Origin of the sequence: Sphaerotilus hippei, from assembly GCF_003201595.1 — a bacterium.
In the GTDB taxonomy this organism is placed as follows: domain Bacteria; phylum Pseudomonadota; class Gammaproteobacteria; order Burkholderiales; family Burkholderiaceae_C; genus Sphaerotilus; species Sphaerotilus hippei.
Window position 1 is genome coordinate 12,411 of the sequence record NZ_QJJS01000005.1, and the last position, 18,877, is coordinate 31,287.

The 18,877-nt window shown below is 70.3% G+C and carries 17 protein-coding genes; 12 read left to right on the forward strand and 5 right to left on the reverse strand.

Annotation, left to right across the window (positions count from 1 at the left end):
* Positions 1-8: 8 nt before the first annotated feature.
* Entirely contained in the window at positions 9-398 is a 390-nt protein-coding gene (locus tag C7444_RS06695; RefSeq protein ID WP_110400075.1) for a VOC family protein, read from the reverse strand.
* Between the two features lie 119 nt (positions 399-517).
* Here C7444_RS06695 and C7444_RS06700 point away from each other — a divergent pair, with 119 nt between their 5' ends.
* Positions 518-1,819, forward strand: coding sequence for an Hsp70 family protein (locus C7444_RS06700; protein ID WP_110400076.1), 1,302 nt, complete (start codon positions 518-520; stop codon positions 1,817-1,819).
* A gap of 39 nt (positions 1,820-1,858) precedes the next feature.
* Here C7444_RS06700 and C7444_RS06705 read toward each other — a convergent pair whose 3' ends face one another.
* The 3 genes from C7444_RS06705 to C7444_RS06715 form a co-directional block, all read right to left on the reverse strand.
* Positions 1,859-2,692 carry an N-formylglutamate amidohydrolase gene (locus tag C7444_RS06705; protein ID WP_110400077.1) on the reverse strand — a complete coding sequence of 278 codons (834 nt, stop codon included), beginning with the start codon at positions 2,690-2,692 and terminating at the stop codon, positions 1,859-1,861.
* Between the two features lie 74 nt (positions 2,693-2,766).
* A complete protein-coding gene (gene glpK / locus C7444_RS06710; RefSeq protein WP_110400078.1) occupies positions 2,767-4,344 on the reverse strand; it encodes a glycerol kinase GlpK in 1,578 nt (525 codons plus the stop codon).
* A gap of 107 nt (positions 4,345-4,451) precedes the next feature.
* On the reverse strand, positions 4,452-5,219 hold the full coding sequence (locus C7444_RS06715; protein ID WP_110400079.1) for a DeoR/GlpR family DNA-binding transcription regulator: 768 nt from the start codon (positions 5,217-5,219) through the stop codon (positions 4,452-4,454).
* Positions 5,220-5,442: 223 nt separating this feature from the next.
* On the opposite strand from C7444_RS06715, the gene glpD reads away from it, so the two are divergent.
* The 7 genes from glpD to C7444_RS06750 all read left to right on the forward strand — a co-directional run bounded on the left by glpD (position 5,443) and on the right by C7444_RS06750 (position 13,152).
* Positions 5,443-7,017 (forward strand): glycerol-3-phosphate dehydrogenase, encoded by a 1,575-nt coding sequence (gene glpD / locus C7444_RS06720; RefSeq protein WP_110400299.1) that lies wholly within the window; start codon positions 5,443-5,445, stop codon positions 7,015-7,017.
* Positions 7,008-8,099 carry an ABC transporter ATP-binding protein gene (locus tag C7444_RS06725; protein ID WP_110400080.1) on the forward strand — a complete coding sequence of 364 codons (1,092 nt, stop codon included), beginning with the start codon at positions 7,008-7,010 and terminating at the stop codon, positions 8,097-8,099. Before glpD ends, C7444_RS06725 begins: the two co-directional genes overlap by 10 nt.
* Position 8,100: 1 nt before the next feature.
* The gene (locus C7444_RS06730) at positions 8,101-9,177 is read left to right on the forward strand and encodes an ABC transporter ATP-binding protein (RefSeq protein ID WP_110400081.1); all 1,077 of its coding nucleotides are present in this window, start codon (positions 8,101-8,103) and stop codon (positions 9,175-9,177) included.
* Entirely contained in the window at positions 9,174-10,067 is an 894-nt protein-coding gene (locus C7444_RS06735) for a carbohydrate ABC transporter permease (RefSeq protein WP_110400082.1), read from the forward strand. The genes C7444_RS06730 and C7444_RS06735 overlap by 4 nt, the downstream gene beginning before the upstream one ends.
* The gene (locus tag C7444_RS06740) at positions 10,060-10,872 is read left to right on the forward strand and encodes a carbohydrate ABC transporter permease (protein WP_110400083.1); all 813 of its coding nucleotides are present in this window, start codon (positions 10,060-10,062) and stop codon (positions 10,870-10,872) included. Before C7444_RS06735 ends, C7444_RS06740 begins: the two co-directional genes overlap by 8 nt.
* A gap of 127 nt (positions 10,873-10,999) precedes the next feature.
* Positions 11,000-11,308: a DUF2160 domain-containing protein gene (locus C7444_RS06745; protein WP_110400084.1), complete on the forward strand. Its 309-nt coding sequence runs from the start codon at positions 11,000-11,002 to the stop codon at positions 11,306-11,308.
* A 110-nt stretch (positions 11,309-11,418) separates the two neighbouring features.
* Positions 11,419-13,152 (forward strand): ABC transporter substrate-binding protein, encoded by a 1,734-nt coding sequence (locus C7444_RS06750; RefSeq protein WP_110400085.1) that lies wholly within the window; start codon positions 11,419-11,421, stop codon positions 13,150-13,152.
* Between the two features lie 97 nt (positions 13,153-13,249).
* Here C7444_RS06750 and C7444_RS06755 read toward each other — a convergent pair whose 3' ends face one another.
* On the reverse strand, positions 13,250-14,617 hold the full coding sequence (locus tag C7444_RS06755) for a DUF6600 domain-containing protein (RefSeq protein WP_110400086.1): 1,368 nt from the start codon (positions 14,615-14,617) through the stop codon (positions 13,250-13,252).
* A gap of 124 nt (positions 14,618-14,741) precedes the next feature.
* Between C7444_RS06755 and C7444_RS06760 the strand changes: the two genes are divergently transcribed.
* The 4 genes from C7444_RS06760 (at position 14,742) to C7444_RS06775 (ending at position 18,876) form a co-directional block, all read left to right on the forward strand.
* Complete coding sequence (locus C7444_RS06760; protein ID WP_110400087.1) at positions 14,742-15,695, forward strand: DMT family transporter; 954 nt, start codon at positions 14,742-14,744, stop codon at positions 15,693-15,695.
* 25 nt (positions 15,696-15,720) lie between these two features.
* On the forward strand, positions 15,721-16,950 hold the full coding sequence (locus tag C7444_RS06765; protein WP_110400088.1) for a multidrug effflux MFS transporter: 1,230 nt from the start codon (positions 15,721-15,723) through the stop codon (positions 16,948-16,950).
* 93 nt (positions 16,951-17,043) lie between these two features.
* Entirely contained in the window at positions 17,044-18,111 is a 1,068-nt protein-coding gene (locus C7444_RS06770; protein WP_245909432.1) for a carbonic anhydrase, read from the forward strand.
* 324 nt (positions 18,112-18,435) lie between these two features.
* Positions 18,436-18,876 (forward strand): division/cell wall cluster transcriptional repressor MraZ, encoded by a 441-nt coding sequence (locus C7444_RS06775; RefSeq protein WP_110400089.1) that lies wholly within the window; start codon positions 18,436-18,438, stop codon positions 18,874-18,876.
* Position 18,877 lies beyond the last annotated feature (1 nt).

Here is an 18,877-nt window from a genome sequence, read left to right on the forward strand (position 1 = left end):
GGCGGGGATCAGCCCATCGGCGTGCACAGCTCCACCAGCGTGCCTTCGGGCCCCCGCACATAAGCGACGGTCTGGCCCCAGGGCTTGACCGTCGGCGCCTTCAGGCCGGTCGCCCCGGCCGCCAGCGCCCGGTCGTACGCGGCGGGCACGTCGGCGCAGGTCAGGCCGATCTCGATGCCCAGCGGCAGCGTGCTGCGGTCGGCGGCGCAGTAGTCCTGCCCCAGGCTGTCGCGCGCCACGTCGTGGCGGGCGAAGGACAGCGTGGTGCTGCCGGTGTCGAGCTCGCCGTAGCCGCCGCCGTCGTGCAGGAAGCGCCGCCGCAGGCCGAAGGCCCGCTCGAAGAAATCCAGCGTGGTGGCGACGTCGGCCACGTAGACGATCGTGTAGGCGAACTGCATGCGAGGTCTCCTGATCCTGAGGTGGGCGCCCGCCCCGGGCGAGCTGCGGCCCGGACACGATAGCAGCGCGGCTGCAGCCCGTCTCTTATGATGCGCGGCCCATGCCTGCCACCTCCCCCATGTCTCCTGCCGTTTCGCCCGACGTCTGCGCCATCGACTTCGGCACCTCCAACTCCGCGGTCGTCGTGCCCGCGGGCACCGGCATGACGCTGGTGCCCCTGGAGGACGGCCAGTCGACGATGCCGACCGCCGTGTTCTACCTGGCCGAAGGACCGGGGCTGCAGAACCTGCCGCGCCTGTACGGCCGGGCCGCGGTGGCCTCCTACGTCGAAGGCACGGAAGGCCGGCTGATGCGCTCGATGAAGAGCGCGCTCGGCTCGGGCCTGATCGACCAGCCCACCGACATCGGGGCGAGCCGCTCCGTCACCTTCGCCGACGTCATCGCCAGCTACCTGCGCCACCTGCGCAGCCTGGCCCAGCAGCATGCCGGTCGCGAGCTGACCCGGGTCGTGCTGGGCCGGCCGGTCTATTTCGTCGACGGTGATCCGGTGCGTGACGCCCAGGCCCAGGCCGCGCTGGAGGACGCCGCCCGCTCGGTCGGCTTCCAGGAGATCGCCTTCCAGTACGAGCCGCTGGCGGCGGCCTTCGACTACGAGGCCGGCATCACCGAGGAGCAGCATGTGCTGGTGGCCGACATCGGCGGGGGCACGTCCGACTTCTCGGTCGTGCGGGTCGGGCCGCAGCGGCGCGAGCGCCTGGAGCGCCGCGACGACGTGCTGGCCAACCACGGCGTGCACATCGCCGGCACCGACTTCGACCGCCGCGTCGAGCTGACCAGCATCCTGCCCGAACTGGGCTACGGCGCGCTCGGCCCGGCACAGGAGGGGCGTGCGGCGCGCGAAGTGCCCAGCGGCGTGTACTTCGACCTCGCCACCTGGCACCTGATCAACACGGTCTACCGGCCGCAGCGGGTGTTCGAGCTGCGGGCGATGAAAGGCGACTACGCCGACCCCGTCCAGCACCAGCGCCTGATGAAGGTGCTGAACGATCACCTCGGCCACGAGCTGCTCGGCCGCGCCGAGGCCGGCAAGATCGCGGTCGCCGCCGGCGGCGACGCCGACATCGGCCTGCCGCTGGTCGAGCGCGGCCTGTCGGTGCGGCTGACGCAGGCGCAGGCGGTGGGCGCGCTGCACGAGGACATCGGTCGCATCGTCACCGCGGCGATCGAGACGGCGGCGCTGGCCGGGCTGGCGCCCGAGCGCATCGACGCGCTGTATTTCACCGGCGGCTCGACCGGCCTGAAGCTGCTGACCGACCGCCTGGCCGCCGCCTTCCCGAGCGCCCGCGCGGTGCACGGCGAACGGCTGGCCAGCGTGGCCACCGGCCTGGGGCTGTACGCCCGGCGCCGCTTCCACGCCTGACCTGCGCCCGCGCCCGCGTCGGCGACGCGGTCCGGCCGCTCAGGCCTGGCGCGGGTCGAGGCCCAGCAGCATCCCGATCATCGTGTCCAGGTCACGCTGCAGCCGCTCGAAGCCGTCGTGCGGCTGCAGCGTGCGCTCGTCCATGTAGAGCCGCCGGTTCAGCTCGACCTGCACGCTGTGGCGGTGGCGGGCCGGGTCGCCGTGGCGGCGCACCAGCTCCACGCCCTTGTAGGGGTGGTTGACCGAGACGCTGTAGCCGCGTTGCTCAAAATGCTGGCGCAGCCGCTCGATCAGCGCGGGCGAGCAGGTGCTGTGGTCGCGGTTGCCCAGCACGATGTCGGCATGCTCCAGGCCCGGGAACTCGGTGGCGAAGGTCGACGCGACCGCCGGCATCGAGTGGCAGTTCAGGTGGATGCAGTAGCCGTGGCGGGCCTGCGCCTGCTCCACCGCGCGGGCCACGGCCGCATGGTAGGGCGCCCAGCAGCGCTCGATGCGTGCCTGCACCTCGGCCACGCTCAGCCGGCGCCGGTAGATCGGCAGGCCGTCGTCGGTCATGCGCCAGATCAGGCCCTTGCCCAGCCTGACCTTGCTGCCCCCGGCGAGCGGGCCGGGCCAGGGCGCCTCGAGCAGCTCGGGGTCGATCTCGTCGGCGTTGCGGTTGGCGTCGAGGTAGCTGCGCGGGAAATGGGCCTCGATCCAGTGGCAGCCCCGCGCGGGGGCGCCGGCGTAGAGCTTCTCGACGTGGGTGTCCTCGGCCTGGCGCAGCCGGGTGAAGTCGCAGGCAAAACCGAAGTCGGCCGGATAGTCGGTGCCGCTGTGCGGGGAGTCGAGCACCAGCGCGCTGGTGCCTTCCTGGACGGTGATCAGGCTCATGTCGTGTCGGTACGGGTTGCAGCCGTACTGTGCCACGGGGCCCCGCGCGCTGCGCAGGGCATCTTCCCGCGGGCCTATTCGGCCACCGTCTGCCGCACCGCCCGCTCCCAGCGCGACATCAGCTCCTGCGCCCGCTCGCGGCTGAGCGTCGGGTGGAAGCGCCGCTCGGCCTGCCACAGCGTGGCCAGCTCGTCGGTGCCTGACCAGACGCCGGTGGCCAGGCCGGCCAGGTAGGCCGCCCCCAGCGCGGTGGTCTCGGTCACCTTGGGGCGCACCACCGGAATGCCCAGCAGGTCGGCCTGGAACTGCATCAGCAGGTCGTTGACGCAGGCGCCGCCGTCCACCCGCAGCTCGGTCACGGCCGAGACCAGCGTGTCGGGCCGAGCGCCCGGTCGCTGCGCAGCCTGCGCGAGTCCCCCCGGGGGGCCGTCCGGCGGATCCGCCAGGCGAGGGGCGGACAGGTCCCGGCTCATCGCGCCCAGCAGCGCGGCGCTCTGGAAGGCGATGCTCTCCAGCGCCGCCCGCGCGATGTGGGCCACCGTCGTGCCGCGGGTGATGCCCACGATGGCGCCGCGCGCCTGCGCATTCCAGTACGGTGCGCCCAGCCCGGTGAAGGCCGGCACGAACATCAGCCCGCCGGCGTCGGGCACGCTCTCGGCCAGGCTCTGCACCTGGCTGCTGGCCTCGATGGCGTTGAGCCCGTCGCGCAGCCACTGCACCACCGCCCCGCCGATGAAGACGCTGCCCTCGAGCGCGAACTCGGGCCGGTCGAGCGGGCCGGCCTGCGCCGCGCTGGTGGTCAGCAGGCCGTTGTGCGAGGTCTGGAAGCGTTCGCCGGTGTGCATCAGCATGAAGCAGCCGGTGCCGTAGGTGTTCTTGGCCAGCCCGGCCTGGAAGCAGGCCTGGCCGAACAGCGCGCTCTGCTGGTCGCCCGCGATGCCGCCCACCGGCACGGCCGCACCCAGCAGCGCCGGGTCGATCTCGCCATACCGGTGGCTCGACGGATGCACCTGCGGCAGCAGGCTGGCGGGAATCTGCAGCGTCTCGAGCAGCTCCGGGTCCCAGCGGTTGGCGCGGATGTCGAACATCAGCGTGCGCGAGGCGTTGCTGACGTCGGTGGCGTGCACCCGCCCGCCGGTGAGCTGCCACAGCAGCCAGCTGTCGACCGTGCCGAAGGCCAGCTCGCCACGCTCGGCCGCCGCGCGCGCGCCCTCCACATGGTCGAGCAGCCAGCGGATCTTGGTGCCCGAGAAATAGGCGTCGATGATCAGCCCGGTGCGCTCGCGGAAGCGCTCGGTCAGTCCCTGGGCACGCAGCTGCGCGCACAGCGGCTCGGCCCGGCGGTCCTGCCAGACGATGGCGTTGTGGAGGGGCACGCCGGTGCGGCGGTTCCACACCAGCGTGGTCTCGCGCTGGTTGGTGATGCCGATGGCCCGCAGCTCGCGCGCCGACAGGCCGGCCTGCGCCAGCACCTCGCGGGCGGTGGCCAGCTGGGTGTGCCACAGCTCCATCGGGTCGTGCTCGACCCAGCCGGGCTGCGGGTAGATCTGGCGGAACTCGCGCTGCGCCATGGCCACCACCTGGCCCCGTTCGTCGAAGACGATGCTGCGCGAGCTGGAGGTGCCCTGGTCGAGGGCCAGCACGAAGCTCATGGCTGCACCCCGGCCGGGGTGCGGCGACGGGCCGGCGCGGGGCCGGCAGCGAGGGTAGGGCGGGTGTTCATGGGTCTCCTCTGTCGTGGGGTCCAGCGGCCCCGGTCTCAGCCGGGTGCCACCTCGCACTGCACGCCGGCCTCGGCCAGCAGCGCGGGGAAGGGGTCGGGCGGCGCGACGTCGGTGTAGAGCCGGTCGAGGTGGCTCAGGCGCGCGACCTCGGCCATCGCCGGGCGGTTGAACTTGCTCTGGTCGGCGGCCAGCCAGACCTCGCGCGACTGCTCGATGATGGCGCGTGCCACGCTCACCTCGCGGTAGTCGTAGTCGCGCAGCGAGCCGTCGGCCTCGATGGCCGAGATGCCGATCAGGCCGATGTCGACCTTGAACTGGCGGATGAAGTCGACCGTGGCCTCGCCGATCACGCCGCGGTCACGCGGGCGCAGCACGCCGCCGGCGACGATGACCTCGCAGTCCGGGTTGTCGCAGAGGATGCCCGCGACGTTGAGGTTGTTGGTGATCACGCGCAGGCCGCGGTGGTGCAGCAGCTCGCGCGCCACCGCCTCGGTGGTGGTGCCGATGTTGATGATCAGCGAGCTGCCCTCGGGCACGGCCTGGGCGATGGCGCGCGCGATGCGCTGCTTGCCGTCGGCGGCCAGCGCCTGGCGCTGGCGGTAGGCGATGTTCTCGGTGGTCGAGCTGGGCACGCGCACGCCGCCGTGGAAGCGCGCCAGCAGGCCGGCCTCGGCCAGCAGCTTGACGTCGCGGCGCACGGTCTGCAGCGTGACGCCGAAGCGCTCGGCCAGCGTTTCCACGCTCACCGAGCCCCGGGCGCGCACTTCATCGAGCAGCTCGGATTGACGGGGGTTGGGGGTCATGGCGTGAATTGTCGGCTGGCAGGGCATCACAAGGCTTGCGCAGCCTAAACGAACGAAAAGGAAATCAAACGAGGGTTTTCTCTGATGAGTTGTGTTCGTTTAAAAGTTAAAACGAAAAAAGGCGAACACAAATGACGACAATCCGCGTCGCTTCGTCACCCCTCAGGAGTTGAATTTGGCTACTCAATCGCCGTTGGACACGGCGTCCGCAACCCGTGCCGAGATGTCGGCGGCCCCGATCGCCTGCGATGTGCTGGTGGTCGGTGGCGGCATCAACGGCGTGGGCATCGCCCGCGACCTGGCCGGCCGGGGCTGGTCGGTCGTGCTGGCCGAGCAGGACGACCTGGCCGCGCACACCTCGTCGTCGAGCACCAAGCTGATCCACGGCGGGCTGCGCTACCTCGAGTACTACGAGTTCGGCCTGGTGCGCAAGGCGCTGCAGGAGCGTGAGGTGCTGCTGCGCAGCGCGCCGCACATCATGTGGCCGCTGCGCTTCGTGATGCCGCACGACCCGTCGATGCGCCCGGCCTGGCTGGTGCGCCTGGGCCTCTTCCTCTACGACCACCTGGCCCGCCGCGAGGTGCTGCCCGGCTCGCGCGGCGTGGACCTGCGCCGCCACCCGGTGGGCGCGCCGCTGCAGCCCCGCTTCGAGCGCGGGTTCATCTATTCCGACGGCTGGGTGGACGACGCCCGCCTGGTGGTGCTCAACGCCATCGAGGCGCGCGAGCGCGGTGCGCAGCTGTTCACCCGCACCCGCTGCACCGCCGCGCAGCGCCATGCCAGCGGCTGGACCGCGACGCTGCAGCCGGCCGACGGCCCGGCGCGCACGGTGACGGCGCGGGCGCTGGTCAACGCGGCCGGCCCGTGGGCCGAGAGCTTCCTGCGGGGCACCGCCTCGCCGGCGACCGGCGAGGCGCTGGCCACCAAGAGCCTGCGCCTGGTCAAGGGCAGCCACATCGTCGTGCCGCGCTGCTTCGAGCACGACCACGCCTACATCTTCCAGAACCCCGACAAGCGCATCATCTTCGCCATTCCCTACGAGCAGGAGTTCACCCTGATCGGCACGACCGACCAGGAGCTCCAGGGCGATCCGCGCGGGGCCCGCATCGGCGACGACGAGGTGGCCTACCTGTGCGAGCAGGCCAGCCGCTACTTCACCCGCGCCGTCACGCCGGCCGACGTGGTCTGGAGCTATGCCGGGGTGCGACCGCTGCTCGACGACGCCTCGGGCGATCCGTCGGCGGTCACGCGGGACTACCTGCTCGAGAGCAACACCGCCGCGGCGCCGCTGCTGAGCGTGTGGGGCGGCAAGATCACCACCTTCCGCAAGCTGGCCGAGGACGCCGCCACCGACGTCGGTCGCATGCTGGGCGAGGTCCGCTCGCCGTGGACCGAGCCGGCCGCGCTGCCCGGTGGCGACCTGTCGGCCTGGATCGGCCGGCCGCAGCGGCCCGACACCGACTTCGAGCGTTTCGTCACCACCGTGCGCCAGCGCCACCGCTGGCTGCCGGCGGCCCTGGCCCGGCGCCTGGCGCGGGCCTACGGCAGCCGCATCGACCGGGTGCTGGGCGATGCCGCCGCGCTGGCCGACCTGGGCGCCGAGGTGGCCCCCGGCCTGCATGAAGCCGAACTGCGCTACCTGCAGCGCGAAGAGTGGGCCGTGAGCGGCGACGATGTCCTGTGGCGTCGCAGCAAGCTCGGCCTGCATTACACCGAGGCCGAGCGCGCGCGCGTGGCCCAATGGATGGAGACCCCTGTGTCCAAGCAACGAGAGTCGAGGGCCGCCGCATGCAGCTGACCCTGGACCACATCATCAAGAAAGTCGGGCCCGAGACCTGGCTCCATGACATGAGCCTGGCCCCGCAGCCCGGCGCGGTGACCGTGCTGCTGGGCGCGACCCAGGCCGGCAAGACCAGCCTGATGCGGGTGATGGCCGGGCTGGACGTGCCCACCAGCGGTCGCGTGCAGGTCGACGGCATCGACGTGACCGGCATGCCGGTGCGCGAGCGCAACGTCTCGATGGTCTACCAGCAGTTCATCAACTACCCGTCGATGACGGTGTTCGACAACATCGCCTCGCCGCTGAAGCTGGGTGGCCGGCCGGCCGCCGAGATCGATCGCCGGGTGCGTGAACTGGCCAGCCGCCTGCACATCGACATTTTCCTCGACCGGCTGCCGGCCGCGCTGTCGGGCGGCCAGCAGCAGCGGGTCGCGCTGGCGCGCGCGCTGGCCAAGAACGCGCCGCTGATGCTGCTCGACGAGCCGCTGGTCAACCTCGACTACAAGCTGCGCGAGGAACTGCGCGAGGAGCTGTCCCAGCTCTTCGCCGCCGGGGAGTCGACCGTCATCTACGCGACCACCGAACCCGCCGAGGCCCTGCTGCTGGGCGGCTGGACGGCGGTGATGGACGCGGGCGAGCTGCTGCAGTACGGCCCGACCGCCGAGGTCTTCCACCGGCCGAAGTCGCTGCGCGTGGCCCGGGCGTTCAGCGATCCGCCGATGAACCTGCTGCCGGCCGAGGTGGCCGACGGCGGCGCGCGGCTGCAGGGCGGGCCGCTGCTGGCGGTGGCCCTGCCGTCCCGCGCGACCCGCTCGCTCACGCTCGGCCTGCGCGCCAGCGCGCTGCGGGTGCGCGCCCGTGCGGGGGACGTGGCACTGCCGGGCACGGTGGAGCTGGCCGAGATGTCGGGCTCCGACACCTTCGTGCACGTGCACACCGCCGTGGGCGAGCTGGTGGCCCAGCTGACCGGCGTGCACGACTTCGCGCTGGGGGCGGCGATCACGCTGCACGTCAGCCCGGCGCAGGTCTACGTCTTCGACGCCGCCGGCGACCTGCTGGTGGCGCCCGAACGCTCCTCCTCCGCACCGCGGGAGTCCTGACATGGCACGCATCGATCTCGACCTCGCCCACGCCTACCGGCCCCACCCGAAGCAGGACAGCGACTACGCGCTGCTGCCGCTGAAGATGTCCTTCGAGGACGGCGGCGCCTACGCGCTGCTCGGCCCCTCGGGCTGCGGCAAGACGACCATGCTCAACATCATGTCCGGCCTGCTGGTGCCCTCGCACGGCAGCGTGAAGTTCGACGGCCAGGACATGACGCGCGCCACGCCGCAGCAGCGCAACATCGCGCAGGTCTTCCAGTTCCCGGTCATCTACGACACGATGACCGTGGCGGAGAACCTGGCCTTCCCGCTGAAGAACCGCAAGGTGCCGGCCGCGCAGATCCAGGCCCGCGTCGGCCAGATCGCCGAGATGCTGGAGATGAGCCACCAGCTCGACCTGCGTGCGGCCGGCCTGTCCGCCGACCAGAAGCAGAAGATCTCGCTGGGCCGCGGCCTGGTGCGCCCCGACGTGTCGGCGGTGCTGTTCGACGAGCCGCTGACAGTGATCGACCCGCACCTGAAGTGGCAGCTGCGCCGCAAGCTCAAGCAGATCCACCATGAGCTCAAGCTCACGCTGATCTACGTCACCCACGACCAGGTGGAGGCGCTGACCTTCGCCGACCAGGTGGTGGTGATGACGCGCGGCAAGGTCGTGCAGCTGGGCACGCCCGAGGCGCTGTTCGAGCGGCCGGCGCACACCTTCGTCGGCCACTTCATCGGCTCGCCGGGCATGAACTTCCTGAGCGCGAACGTCGATGCCGCGGGCGTCGAGGTCGGCGGACACCGGCTGGGCACGGCGGGCGGCTGCAGCCTGCCGGCCGGCGAGCTCAAGCTGGGCATCCGCCCCGAATACCTGGGCCTGGTGCCTCGGGACAGCGCCGGTGCGCTGCCGGGTGTCGTGCGCCAGGTGCAGGACATCGGCACCTACCTGCTGGTGAGCTGCGAGGCCCGCGGCCAGGTGCTGAAGGCGCGCCTGGCGCCTGACGCGCCGGCGCCCGCCGTCGGCGATGCCGTGGGCCTGCAGGTGCTCAACGAACACACCTGCTACTACAAGAACGAGGAGCTCATGGCATGAGCCAGACCACCAAACCGGTGAACCAGAAGGCCTGGTTCCTGATCCTGCCGGTCTTCATCTGCGTGGCGTTCTCCGCCATCCTGCCGCTGATGACGGTCGTCAACTATTCGGTGCAGGACATCATCAGTCCCGAGCGGCGGGTGTTCGTCGGCACCGAGTGGTTCGCCGCCGTGATGCGCGACGAGGACCTGCACGCCGCGCTGTGGAACCAGCTGCGCTTCTCGCTGGCCGTGCTGGCCGTCGAGCTGCCGCTGGGCGTGCTGCTGGCGCTGGCCATGCCGGCGCAGGGCTGGAAGTCCTCGGCCACGCTGGTGCTGGTGGCGCTGTCGCTGCTGATCCCGTGGAACGTGGTGGGCACCATCTGGCAGATCTACGGCCGCGCCGACATCGGCCTGATGGGCGCGACGCTGGCGAAGCTGGGCATCGACTACAGCTACACCGGCAACGCCACCCACGCCTGGCTGACCGTGCTGCTGATGGACGTGTGGCACTGGACGCCGCTGGTGGCGCTGCTGGCCTATGCTGGCCTGCGCAGCATCCCGGACGCCTACTACCAGGCCGCCCGCATCGACGGCGCGAGCAAGTTCGCGGTGTTCCGCTACATCCAGCTGCCCAAGATGCGCGGCGTGCTGATGATCGGCGTGCTGCTGCGCTTCATGGACAGCTTCATGATCTACACCGAGCCCTTCGTGCTGACCGGCGGCGGTCCAGGCAATGCCACGACCTTCCTGTCGCAGTACCTGACGCAGAAGGCGGTCGGCCAGTTCGATCTCGGCCCCGCGGCGGCCTTCTCGCTGATCTATTTCCTCATCATCCTGCTGTTCTGCTTCGTGCTCTACAACTGGATGCAACGCCTCGGCCAGACCGGCAAGGAGGGTGGTCATGAATGACACCGGATTCCAGAAGCGCTCGCTGTTCCTGATCGCCTACTTCATCTTCGCGCTGCTGCCCATCTACTGGATGGTCAACATGAGCTTCAAGACCAACGAGGAGATCCTCAGCAGCTTCAGCCTGTGGCCGCAGCACTTCACCTGGGACAACTACAAGCTCATCTTCACCGACGAGAGCTGGTACTCGGGCTACATCAACAGCCTGATCTACGTGGCCATCAACACGGTGATCTCGATCACCGTGGCGCTGCCGGCGGCCTACGCGTTCTCGCGCTACAGCTTCCTGGGCGACAAGCACGTGTTCTTCTGGCTGCTGACCAACCGCATGACGCCGCCAGCGGTGTTCCTGCTGCCCTTCTTCCAGCTCTACACCACCGTCGGGCTGATGGACACGCACCTGGCCGTGGCGCTGGCCCACCTGCTGTTCAACGTGCCGCTGGCGGTGTGGATCCTGGAGGGTTTCATGTCGGGCATCCCGCGCGAGATCGACGAGACCGCCTACATCGACGGCTACTCCTTCCCGCGCTTCTTCCTGACGATCTTCCTGCCGCTGATCAAGGCCGGCGTGGGCGTGGCGGCGTTCTTCTGCTTCATGTTCAGCTGGGTCGAGCTGCTGCTGGCGCGCACGCTGACCAGCGTCAACGCCAAGCCCATCGTCGCGACGATGACCCGCACGGTCAGCGCCAGCGGCATGGACTGGGCCACGCTGGCCGCCGCCGGCGTGCTGACCATCGTGCCGGGCGCGATCGTGATCTGGTTCGTGCGCCACTACATCGCCAAGGGCTTCGCCATGGGCCGGGTCTGACGGTCGAACAAGGAACAACACATGCAAAGCAACGACAGAACCAGGCGGCAGCCCCGGAACGGGCTCCGCCCGTCCGTCGGCTGCGCCTCCTCGAGGGGGCGCGCCGCAGGCGCGACGGAGGTGGGCCATGTTTGACTGGATGGTCTGGACCACCCCGGTGGCGGTGTTCTTCACCTGCATCGTGCTGATGCTGATCGGCATGACGGTGTGGGAGATCCGCTCGCCCACGACGATGCGCAAGGGTTTCCTGCCGATGGCGACCACCCGCGGCGATCGCCTGTTCATCGGCCTGCTGAGCGCGGCCTACGTCAACCTGGCCTTCGTCGGCCTGGCGGGACGTTTCGTCGAATGGTTCTCGCTGGCCGACGAGCCCAGCATCTGGATCAGCTTCGTCGCTTCGATGGCGCTGCTGGCGCTGGTCATGCGCAAGGGCTGAACCTTTCGGCCGCCCGCACCGGGCGGCCCCGCGAACATCAGGATCCGGCCCGAAGCTTCCCCGGGGCCGAGGGATCCCACCAACGGGGAGCACGCATGAGGAGACACGACATGAAGATGCGCTATACCGCACTGGCGTTTGCCGCTGCAGCGCTGGTGGCCGGCCAGTCGGCCTGGGCCGGCGAGCCCGAGGCGAAGAAGTGGGTCGACAGCGAGTTCCAGCCTTCCACGCTGAACAAGGATCAGCAGATGGCCGAGATGAAGTGGTTCATCGACGCCGCCGCCAAGCTCAAGGCCCGTGGCGTGAAGGACATCTCGGTCGTCTCCGAGACCATCACCACGCACGAGTACGAGTCCAAGACGCTGGCCAAGGCCTTCAGCGAGATCACCGGCATCACCGTCAAGCACGACCTGATCCAGGAAGGCGACGTGGTCGAGAAGCTGCAGACCTCGATGCAGTCGGGCAAGTCGATCTACGACGGCTGGATCACCGACTCCGACCTGATCGGCACGCACTACCGCTACGGCAAGGTGATGAACCTGACCGACTACATGGGCGGTGCGGGCAAGGAGTTCACCAACCCCGGTCTCGACCTGAAGGACTTCATCGGCACCAAGTTCACCACCGGCCCGGACGGCAAGCTCTACCAGCTGCCCGACCAGCAGTTCGCCAACCTGTACTGGTTCCGCGCCGACCTGTTCGCCCGCAAGGACCTGAAGGACAAGTTCAAGGCCAAGTATGGCTACGAGCTGGGCGTGCCGCTGAACTGGAGCGCCTACGAGGACATCGCCGAGTTCTTCACCAACGACGTGAAGAACATCGACGGCAAGGCCATCTACGGCCACATGGACTACGGCAAGAAGGATCCGTCGCTGGGCTGGCGCTTCACCGACGCCTGGCTGTCGATGGCCGGCACCGCCGACATCGGTGCACCGAACGGCCTGCCGATCGACGAGTGGGGCATCCGCGTGGCGGCCGACAAGTGCACGCCGGTGGGCGCCTCGGTCGAGCGCGGGGGGGCGACCAACTCGCCGGCCGCGGTCTACGCGCTGACCAAGTACGTCGACTGGATGAAGAAGTACGCGCCCAAGGAAGCCTCGGGCATGACCTTCGGCGAAGCCGGTCCGGTGCCGGCCCAGGGCCAGATCGCCCAGCAGATCTTCTGGTACACGGCCTTCACCGCCGACATGACCAAGAAGGGCCTGCCCGTGGTCAACGCCGACGGCACGCCCAAGTGGCGCATGGCGCCCGGCCCGAACGGCCCGTACTGGAAGCAGGGCATGCAGAACGGCTACCAGGACGTCGGGTCATGGACCTTCTTCAAGGACCACGACGCGAACAAGACCGCCGCGGCGTGGCTCTACGCCCAGTTCGTCACCGCCAAGACCACGTCGCTGAAGAAGACCACGGTCGGCCTGACGCCTATCCGCGAGTCCGACATCCAGAGCAAGGCCATGACCGACCTGGCGCCCAAGCTGGGCGGCCTGGTCGAGTTCTACCGCAGCCCGGCGCGTGTGGCCTGGAGCCCCACCGGCACCAACGTGCCCGACTACCCGAAGCTGGCGCAACTGTGGTGGAAGAACGTGGCCCAGGCCGTGACCGGCGAGAAGACCCCGCAGGGGGCGATGGACAACCTGGCCAAGGAGATGGACGACGTGATGGCCCGCCTGGAGCGGGCCGGCATGGCCCAGTGCGCGCCCAAGCTCAACAAGAAGGAAGACCCGAAGAAGTGGCTGTCCGACAAGGCGGCACCGTGGGCCAAGCTGGCCAACGAGAAGCCCAAGGGCGAGACCATCGACTACGACAAGCTGCTGGGCGCCTGGAAAGAAGGCCGCGTGCGCTGACGTCGAAGTCCGCCGCGACACGACCGCATGCGGTCGTGTCCGGTCCGGGGGCCGCTTCCGTGAGGGGGCGGCCCCTTTTTCTTTTCGGCGGTCCTGTCTATTGCCGGGAGCGCGGGATGCGCTGGGCGTCTTCACCGGCCGGGGGCTGTCCCTGCTCGTGGTGGCGTCGCCGCAGGTCTTCCCCGGGCGGCATCGGTCTGGGGGTGACGGCGGCCGGAGGGGGCTCCGGCCGCCCGATCGGGGCCGGCGCGACCGGGGCGGGCAGGGGGGCCGGGGTGGGACGGAGTTCGGGACGAGGTTCGGGGCGCGGGTCCGGGCGGCGCTCCGGCGGCCGGTCCTGCCGTGGCGGGGGCAGGACCGGGACGGGGACGGGACGGGGGATCAGGATCGGCGCAGGGCGCCAGCGTTCCTGAGGCGGCGGCTCGGACCAGCGCCGGGGCGGCGCCGGCCAGTGCCACTCGCGCGGCACCGGCATGGACTCGCGGTACACCGGCGGCGTGACGTGGCGCGCCCGATCCCGTCCGGGGATCCAGCTCCAGCGGCCGTGCCACAGCACCCAGCGGCCGTAGAAGAACGGCGCGAAGCCCCAGACGCTGCGGTCGACCCAGACCCGTCCCCAGGGCTCGACCACGGTCCAGCGACCCTCACGATAGGGCTCCCAGCCGGCCTGCACCGACACGGGGATCCAGACCCAGCCCCATTCGGGCGTCCGCTCCCAGCGGCCATGCTGGCCCAGGGTCTCGACGCCGGGCAGGTCGTCCCATTCCCGTTCGGGCGGCCGGTCGGCGCTGCGCTCGCTGGTGTCGAGCCCCCAGCGGGCGAAGGCATCGGACGTCGGCACCCCGAGCCGCCAGCCCCCTTCGGCATGCAGCTCGGCGCGCTGGCCGGGCATCAGGCGCAGCGTGCCGGCCCGCTGTTCGACGAGCACCCCGTCGCGCCAGGTGGTGACGCCATGGGCTGGCTGGCCCGAGGCGTCCGGCGCATCCACCCGGAACAGGCTCGCGCCCATCGGGCGGATGTCGGCCAGCGGACTCGAGACCCGCACCCGGCCGGCGCCGTCGGCCCGGCGCACCCAGACGGACAGCGTGCCGCGCACCAGCCGCAGCTCGATGCCGGCGCTGTCGAGCCGCTCCAGCTGCAGCAGGCTGCGCTCGCCCAGGCGCACCCGGATGCTGCCGAGGTCGAGCTCGGCCCGTGCGCCGTCGTCGGTGATCAGGCGGTCCTGGCTGGCGAGCGGCCAGTTCACCAGCGTGTCGTCGGGTCGAGGCTGTTCGCCCGAGGCGATGCCGCGCGACAGGTGCACCGGGCCGCTGGTGGCGGCGATCCGGCCCTGCGGCACGTCGGCGTCCTCGCGGTCGTCGTCGACCTCGGCATGGGCGCAGGCGGTCAGCAGCGCCATCAGCAGGCCCAGCACCAGCAGCAGGATCGGCCGGGTCGGGGCGGGGGGCGTGGCGGAGGTGGCCATTCGGAGGGTCCTGGCGCGGGCCGGAAAGTGGATCACCGGCCCCTAACGGCCCAGGCCGGCGGTTCGCTGACCGGCTCCGGGCGCGTGCGATCATCCGGCGTGATCCGGGGGTGGAAATCGATCGATGTGGACTGGTACCTTGTTTGCCCTGCTGGCCGGCCTGATGTGGGGGCTGGTGTTCGTGGGGCCCCTGCTGCTGCCGGAGTATCCGGCGTCCCTGCAGTCCTTCGGCCGCTACCTGGCCTTCGGGCTGATCTCGCTGCCGCTGGCCTGGCTCGACCGGCGCCAGCTCGCGCAGCTGAGCCGGCGCGACTGGGCCACCGCGCTCGAGCTGGCGCTGGTGGGCAACATCGTCTACTACCTGTTCCTCGCGTCGGCGATCCGGCACGCCGGCGGGCCGGTGCCGACGATGATCATCGGCACGCTGCCGGTGGTGATCGCGCTGGTCTCCAACTGGCGCGATGCCCGGCGTGACGGCCGCCTGTCCTGGCGACAGCTGCTGCCCTCGCTGCTGCTGATCGGGCTGGGCATCCTGCTGGTCAACCAGGTGGAGCTGGCGCACCGGGCGCAGCAGGGTGATCTCGACCTGTCGCGCCACCTGCTGGGGGCGCTGCTGGCCGCGGGGGCCGTCGTGTGCTGGACCTGGTACCCGCTGCGCAACGCCGACTGGCTGCGCGCCCATGCCGGCCGCAGTCCCTGGACCTGGGCGATCGCCCAGGGCGTGGCGACGCTGCCGCTGGCCCTGCTGGGCTACGGCGGCCAGTGGGCCTGGAACGTCGCCACCCACGAGGCCTTCCCGATGCCGTTCGGACCCCGGCCGCTGTTCTTCATCGGACTGATGGGCGCCATCGGCCTGCTGGCCTCCTGGGTCGGCACGCTGGCCTGGAACGAGGCCAGCCAGCGGCTGCCCACCCGGGTGGTCGGCCAGCTGATCGTCTTCGAGACCCTGGCGGCGCTGTCCTACGCCCTGGTGCTGCGCGGCACCTGGCCGGAAGGCGGCCTGCTGCTCGGGGTCGCCCTGCTGGTGGCGGGGGTGCTGCTGGCCCTGCGCCAGCGTGGATCGGGGGGCAGCGCCTAAACTCGTCGGCTTTGCCCGGGCCCGCATGTCCCTTCCTTCCGATTCCGTCTGGAAAGCACCCCGCTGGGCCCTGGCCGTGCTGCTCGCCACGCTGAGCATGCTGGGGCCGTTTTCGATCGACACCTACCTGCCGGCGTTCGCCGGCATCGCCGGTTCGCTGCAGGCCTCGCCGCTGGAGATGCAGCAGACGCTGTCGGCCTACCTGCTCGGCTTCGCCGTCATGAACCTGTTCCACGGCGCGCTGGCCGACAGCTTCGGGCGCCGGCCGGTCGTGCTGACCGGGCTGGTGGTGTTCACGCTGGCCAGCCTGGGCTGCGCGCTGTCCACCCACGTGGGCACGCTGGTGCTGTTCCGGGCGCTGCAGGGCATGTCCACCGGTGCCGGGGTGGTGGTCTCGCGGGCGGTGATTCGCGATCTGTTCCCGCCGGCCGAGGCCCAGCGCATGATGTCGCAGGTCACGATCTACTTCGGCGTGGCCCCGGCCATCGCGCCCATCCTGGGCGGCTGGCTCTACGTGCACCTGGGCTGGCACGCGATCTTCGGCTTCCTGGCCCTGGTCGGCGTGGCCATGACGCTGGCGGTCTGGCGCGTGCTGCCCGAGACGCTGCCGGCGTCGCAGCGCCAGTCCTTCGATCCCCGCCACCTGATGCTGGGTTATTCGCAGCTCGGCCTGAGCGGGCGCTTCTGGCTGCTGGCGCTGGCCTCGGGCGTGCCGTTCAACGGCATGTTCCTCTACGTGCTGAGCGCGCCGACCTTCCTGGGCGAGCTGCTCGGGCTCGGCCCGACCGAGTTCTTCTGGTTCTTCCTGTGCAACATCGGCGGCATCATGCTCGGGGCCTGGACCAGCGGCCGCATGGCCGGACGGCTGCATCCGCGCCGCCAGATCCGCATCGGCTTCGGCATCATGACCGTGGCGTCCGCGCTCAACCTGGGCATGAACCTGGTCTGGCCGCCCACCTTGCCCTGGGCACTGCTGCCGCTGGCGCTCTATGCCTACGGCTGGGCGCTGCTGGTGCCGGTGGTCACGCTGATGGTGCTCGACCTGTTCCCGGCGCGGCGCGGCATGTCCTCGTCGCTGCAGGCGACGGTGGCCAGCACCGCCAACGCGATGGTCGCGGGCCTGCTCGCGCCGCTGGTGATGCACAGCGCGGTCGGGCTGGCGCTGGCGTCGTCCGCGTTGATGGCCGTGGGCCTGCTGGCCTGGCTGCTGGTCAAGCGGCGCATGCCACGCGAGCACGAGCGCACGGCACCCTGACCCCCGACCGATCCTTCAGATCGGGGCGGCATCGTCCGATAAACCGGCATGGACGGCCCCGTGTGGCGGTCGGATGCATGGTCGGAGTTGCAGATGTCTCCCTTGAGATTCGGATTGGAAGCCCGCCACCTCGCCTGGGCGGTCACGATGGCGCTGGCCCTGTGCGGCAGCGCCCGCGCCGCTGAGGCCCATGGTGCGGCCGCGGAGCACAAGCCGGCCCCGCGTGCGGCCGGCAAGGCCGTCGCGGCCCCCGCTCCCGCGGAAGCCGACCTCGACCAGCTGCGCCAGCGGCTGAACGACCGCATGTCGGCGATCAAGCCCGCTCCAGGCGGTGCGCCGGAGGTGCGGGTCATCAACAAGGACCAGGGCGTGACGACCCGGGTCCGCGCGGCCGCTGCGGCGCCTGCCCAGGGCCATGGCGCGACACCCCGACCTGCCGCCGCTGCGGCGGCCCTGGCCGCAGGGGTGCATGGCGGTCACGGCGGCGCCGCCCACTGGAGCTACGGCAGCGAAGGCGGGCCCGCCGACTGGGGCCAGCTCAAGCCCGAGTTCCTGCTGTGCGGGACGGGCCGGCGCCAGAGCCCGATCGACATCCGCGGTGGCATCGCCGTGGAGCTGGAACCGATCCGTTTCGACTACAAGCCCGGTGGCTTCAACGTCATCGACAACGGCCACACCGTGCAGGCCAACGTCGCCTCCGGCAGCTCGATCCAGCTGGGCGGGCGCCGCTACGACCTGGTGCAGTTCCACTTCCATCGCCCGTCCGAGGAGCGCATCAACGGCCGGCAGTACGACATGGTCGCCCACCTGGTGCACAAGGACCTCGACGGGCGGCTGGCCGTGGTGGCTGTGCTGCTGGAGCAGGGGAGGGCGCATCCGGCCGTCCAGCAGGTCTGGAACGCGCTGCCGCTCGAGAAGAACGAGGAGGTCAGCGCCCCGTCGGTGCTCGACCTGAACCAGCTGCTGCCGGAGGACCGGCGCTATTTCACCTACATGGGCTCGCTGACCACGCCGCCGTGCAGCGAAGGGGTGCTGTGGCTGGTGATGAAGCAGCCGGTCCAGCTGTCCCAGGAGCAGCTCGGCGTGTTCGTGCGCCTCTATCCGATGAACGCGCGGCCGATCCAGCCGGTCGCCGGGCGGCTGATCAAGGAATCCAACTGAGGGGATGCCCTGGCAGGGATGGATTTGCTGGATTCGCAACTCTCTTGATCCTCCAATCCCCTGATGAGAGGCCGCCTTGCGCGGCTTTTTCTGCTTTTGGAGGCGTCGAGCAGCGATCCCGGCCCGGGGATGCGGGCCCCGGCAGAACCGCTGCGGCGGCCTGTCTTCGCAAGTCCTTCATTCATATGGCATTTTTTTCTTTTTTGAGCATTTACCCCTTGCTATCGTAAGTACTTGATTTCATTGGTTATTCCTCTGGGCCTTCCTTGACCCCCCCCGATTTCCTCCGTTACAGTGGGGAAACGTGTCGAAGAGTGGGTTTTTGTGGCGGACTTTCATTTCCAGGGGACCTCGGCGCTTGCGCTGGATGCCAAGGGGCGGGTGACCGTTCCTGCGCGCCACCGCGACCTCCTGCAGGCCCTGGCACAAGGCCGGCTCACGCTCACCAAGCACCCGGAAGGTTGCCTGATGGTCTTCCCCCGGCCGGTCTGGGAGGCTTTCCGTGTCCGTGTCGAGGCCCTGCCGATGTCGGCCGGTGGCTGGAAACGCATCTTCCTGGGCAGCGCCTTCGACGTCGACATCGACAATGCCGCCCGTGTCCTGATCGCTCCGGAGTTGCGAGCGGCCGCCGGCCTCAGCAAGGATGTGCTGATGCTGGGCATGGGCAACCACCTCGAGCTGTGGGATGCACAGCGTTACGCGGCGGCGGAGGCCGCTGTGCTGCAGCAGCCGATGCCCGACGTGTTGCAAGATTTCAGTTTCTGAC